This is a genomic window from Telluria sp. AZSoR62 (assembly GCF_058111565.1).
On the sequence record NZ_JBYTST010000070.1, the window covers coordinates 1 to 486 of the forward strand.

1 protein-coding gene is annotated in these 486 nt (G+C 66.9%); it reads left to right on the forward strand.

The genetic code is table 11. The annotated features are described in order from the left end of the window. A partial coding sequence (locus AC3XQU_RS22905; protein WP_489876458.1) for a hypothetical protein occupies window positions 1-486 on the forward strand: 486 nt, incomplete at both ends.

Here is a 486-nt window from a genome sequence, read left to right on the forward strand (position 1 = left end):
ATCTCTCCTCTGGCCACGCTGGTCCTGGTGGCCGTGACGCTGTTCGGCGCGCTGCCGGTCTACCGCCGGGTTGCCGGCGAGAGCCACCGCGGCGAAGGGTCCATTGCCATGCTGGAGCGGCTGCTCCCCAAGTGGCGGGGCAAACTCCTGGTGCTGGTGCTGCTGGGGTTCGCGGCGACGGACTTCATGATCACCATGACGCTGTCCGCCGCCGATGCCACGGCACACCTGATCGAGAATCCGTTTGCACCAGACGCCCTGCACGGGCAGGAGGTGGCCGTAACGCTGGCCCTGCTTGCCCTGCTCGCTGCCGTTTTCCTGCGCGGGTTCAAGGAGGCCATCGGCGTCGCCGTTGTGCTGGTGGTCCTGTACCTGGGGCTCAACGTGGTGGTCATCGCGAGGTCGCTCGCGGAGGCAGCCGCTCATCCGGTGGCCGTCGGTGACTGGTGGCAGACTCTTAACACCTCCCACGGAAATCCGCTGATG